The organism is Micromonospora sp. M51, from assembly GCF_018070305.1.
In the GTDB taxonomy this organism is placed as follows: domain Bacteria; phylum Actinomycetota; class Actinomycetes; order Mycobacteriales; family Micromonosporaceae; genus Micromonospora; species Micromonospora parva.
In genome coordinates this window covers 1-2995 of record NZ_JAGPXZ010000733.1, presented here as the reverse complement: position 1 = coordinate 2995, position 2995 = coordinate 1, and the positions used below count along the sequence as shown (strand labels likewise).

At 71.7% G+C, this 2995-nt stretch carries 3 protein-coding genes; all 3 read left to right on the top strand.

Annotation, left to right across the window (positions count from 1 at the left end):
- Nucleotides 1-1095 (top strand): branched-chain amino acid ABC transporter permease (locus KBX53_RS27840; RefSeq protein WP_247676329.1); only part of this gene is annotated, 1095 nt, incomplete at its 5' end.
- 105 nt (nt 1096-1200) lie between these two features.
- Nucleotides 1201-1947 (top strand): SDR family NAD(P)-dependent oxidoreductase, encoded by a 747-nt coding sequence (locus tag KBX53_RS27835; RefSeq protein WP_210862500.1) that lies wholly within the window; start codon nt 1201-1203, stop codon nt 1945-1947.
- A gap of 110 nt (nt 1948-2057) precedes the next feature.
- A partial coding sequence (locus KBX53_RS27830) for a DEAD/DEAH box helicase (RefSeq protein WP_210862497.1) occupies nt 2058-2995 on the top strand: 938 nt, incomplete at its 3' end.

Below are 2995 nucleotides of genomic sequence, written 5' to 3'. Positions count from 1 at the left end.
GCGCCTCGGGCGCAGGTGCCCGACGAACTGAGTCCGCAGCGGGGGCGGTGGCACCGGGTCCGGCCGTTCCTGCCGCTGGTAGCGCTGGTGGTGCTGGCCATCCTGCCGTACTCGACGATCTCCCTGCCCGGGATCTTCGAGGGGCCGGTCAACTCGCCGGGCACCCTGCAACTGCTCGCCATCTGCCTGATCTTCGGCGGGTTGGCGGCCGGGTACGACCTGCTCTTCGGCCGCACCGGGATGCTCTCCTTCGGGCACGCGCTCTACTTCGCGGCCGGCGTCTACGGCACCGACATCCTGGTCACCCGGGCCGGTCTGCCGCTGTGGCAGGCGGCGTTGCTGACGATCACCGGCGGCACCATCCTCGCCGCGCTGCTCGGCGCGGTGGCGCTGCGGACCGTGGGCATCGCGTTCGCCATGGTCACCCTCGCGTTCGCCCAGGTCGGGGCCATCCTGGTGGCCCGCGACTTCGGTGGGCTGACCGGCGGCGAGGAGGGCCTGCCGCTGGACGTGTCCGGGTTGCCCGCCGGGCTGGTGGGGGTGACCAACACGGTCAATCTGTACTGGCTGGCACTGGCGTACCTGACGCTTGTGGTCTTCGTGGTGCACCGGGTGAGCGGGTCGCCGACCGGGCGGGTGCTCGCCGGGCTGCGCGACGACGAGCGGCGGATCGGTGTGCTCGGGCTGGACCCGTACCGCTACAAGCTGGTGGCGTTCACCCTGGCCGGCGGCTTGGCGTCGGCGGGCGGGGTGGTCTACGTCCTGATCGTCGGCGGCGCGTCGCCGCACATCACGTCGTCCGAGCTGACCCTGTCGCTGCTGGTGATGGTGGTGCTCGGCGGGCCGGGCACCCGGTGGGGGCCGGTGCTCGGCGGTGTCCTCTACATGTACCTGGACCACCGTCTCACCGCGTTCGGCACCAGCGACGCGGTGGACAACCTGCCGGCCGTTCTCAGCCGTCCGTTGAGTCAGCCGCTCTTCGTCCTGGGCACGGTCTTCATCCTGGCCGTCTACTTCTTCCCCGGCGGCATAACCAGCCTGGCCCCCCGCCTGTCCCACCTCACCCGCTCCCTCCGCCCCCGCTCCCCCCGCTAACCCCACCCCCTGCTCGTCGATCATGAAGTTGTGGCCATGACACGCCGTGGCGGATGGCGATAACTTCATGATCGACGAGGTGCTGCGGATGGGGAGGTAGGGGAGATGGACTCGCGGGTTGCGGTTGTCAGCGGGGGCGGGACCGGGATCGTGGCGGCGGTGGCGGGGGCACTCGCCCGGGATGGGTACGACGTGCTGATCGTCGGGCGGCGGGCCGACGTGTTGGCGGATGCCGCTGCGCGGATCGCCGCCGAATGCGGTCGGCCGGACGCCGTCACCACCGTGACCGCGGACCTGACCGACCCGGAGCAGCTGGACCGGGTCCTGGCGGCGGTCGACGGTCGGCCGGTCGACGTGGTGGTCAACAACGCTGGCGGCTACCTGAGCGGGGACACCGACACGCTGGCCGGGACGGCCGCGTACTGGCGGGCCAACCTGGACGCCAACGTGCTCACCGCGGTGCTGCTGACCGAGGCGCTGCGCCCGGCTCTGCGTCGACCCGGCGGGCGGGTGATCCTCATCAGCTCGATCTCCGCGCAGCGGGGCGGCGGTGGGCCGTACTCGGCGGCGAAGGCGGCCCTGCACGGCTGGGCGTACGACCTGGCGGCGCAGCTCGGTCCGGAGCAGATCACCGTCAACGTGGTCAGCCCCGGCTACGTCGCCGAGACGGAGTTCTTCGGTGACCGGATGACCGCCGAGGGGCACGCGAAGCGGGTGGCGGCGACCCTGGTCGGGCGGGCCGGGCTGCCGGACGACATCGCCGAAGCGGTCCGCTATCTCGCCAGCCCGGCGGCCGGTTTCGTCACGGGTCAGGTCCTGGGCGTGAACGGCGGCTCGGTCCTCGGCCGCTGACCGGGCCCATCCCCTGTTGATCAAGAGAAATGGGTCAGGATCCAGCCCGGGAATGACGCAAACCTCTTGATCAACAGGGTGATGACGGACGGCGCTGGTAGAAATGCCGGGTGGAGACAGCAGAGCGGGCAGGCGTACGGGAGCGGGCCGAGGCGGTGCTGCGCCGGCTGGCCGGTGACCACGCCCGGCTGCGCGAGGATCAGTGGCGCGCCATCGAGGCACTGGTCGTCGACCGGCGACGGGTGCTGTGCGTCCAGCGGACCGGCTGGGGCAAGTCCGCTGTCTACTTCGTGGCCACCGCCCTGCTCCGGGACCACGAGCACGGCGACCAGGCCGGGCCGACAGTCATCGTCTCGCCGCTGCTGGCCCTGATGCGTAACCAGGTCGAGGCGGCTGCCCGGGCCGGCATCCGGGCCCGCACGATCAACTCGGCCAACCTCGACGAGTGGGATGAGATCACCGCCGAGATCCAGACCGGCGCGGTGGACGTGCTGCTGATCAGCCCGGAACGGCTCAACAACCCGGACTTCCGCGACGGCGTCCTGCCGAAGTTGGCCGCCACCACCGGCCTGCTGGTGGTCGACGAGGCACACTGCGTCTCCGACTGGGGGCACGACTTCCGGCCCGACTACCGGCGGCTGCGGACGTTCCTCGCCGAGCTGCCCGACCGCACCCCCGTGCTGGCGACCACCGCCACCGCCAACGCCCGGGTCACCCAGGACGTGGCCGAGCAGTTGGGTGACGCCCTCATCCTGCGCGGCACGCTCGACCGCGAGTCGCTGCGCCTCGGGGTGCTCGACCTGCCCAGCCCCGCACACCGGCTGGCCTGGCTCGCCGACCACCTGGACCAGCTCCCCGGCTCGGGCATCATCTACACGCTGACAGTGGCGGCAGCGGGGGAGACCGCCGAGTTCCTGCGCTCCCGGGGCTACCCGGTCGCCTCCTACAGCGGGCAGTCCGACGACGCCGACCGGCGGGCCGCCGAACAGGACCTGCTCGACAACAAGATCAAGGCGTTGGTGGCGACCAGCGCCCTCGGCATGGGCTT

Bases quoted from the DNA above. Each gene is read 5' to 3' on its own strand.
- KBX53_RS27835 (WP_210862500.1), top strand. From the start codon at position 1,201: ATGGACTCGCGGGTTGCGGTTGTCAGCGGGGGCGGGACCGGGATCGTG.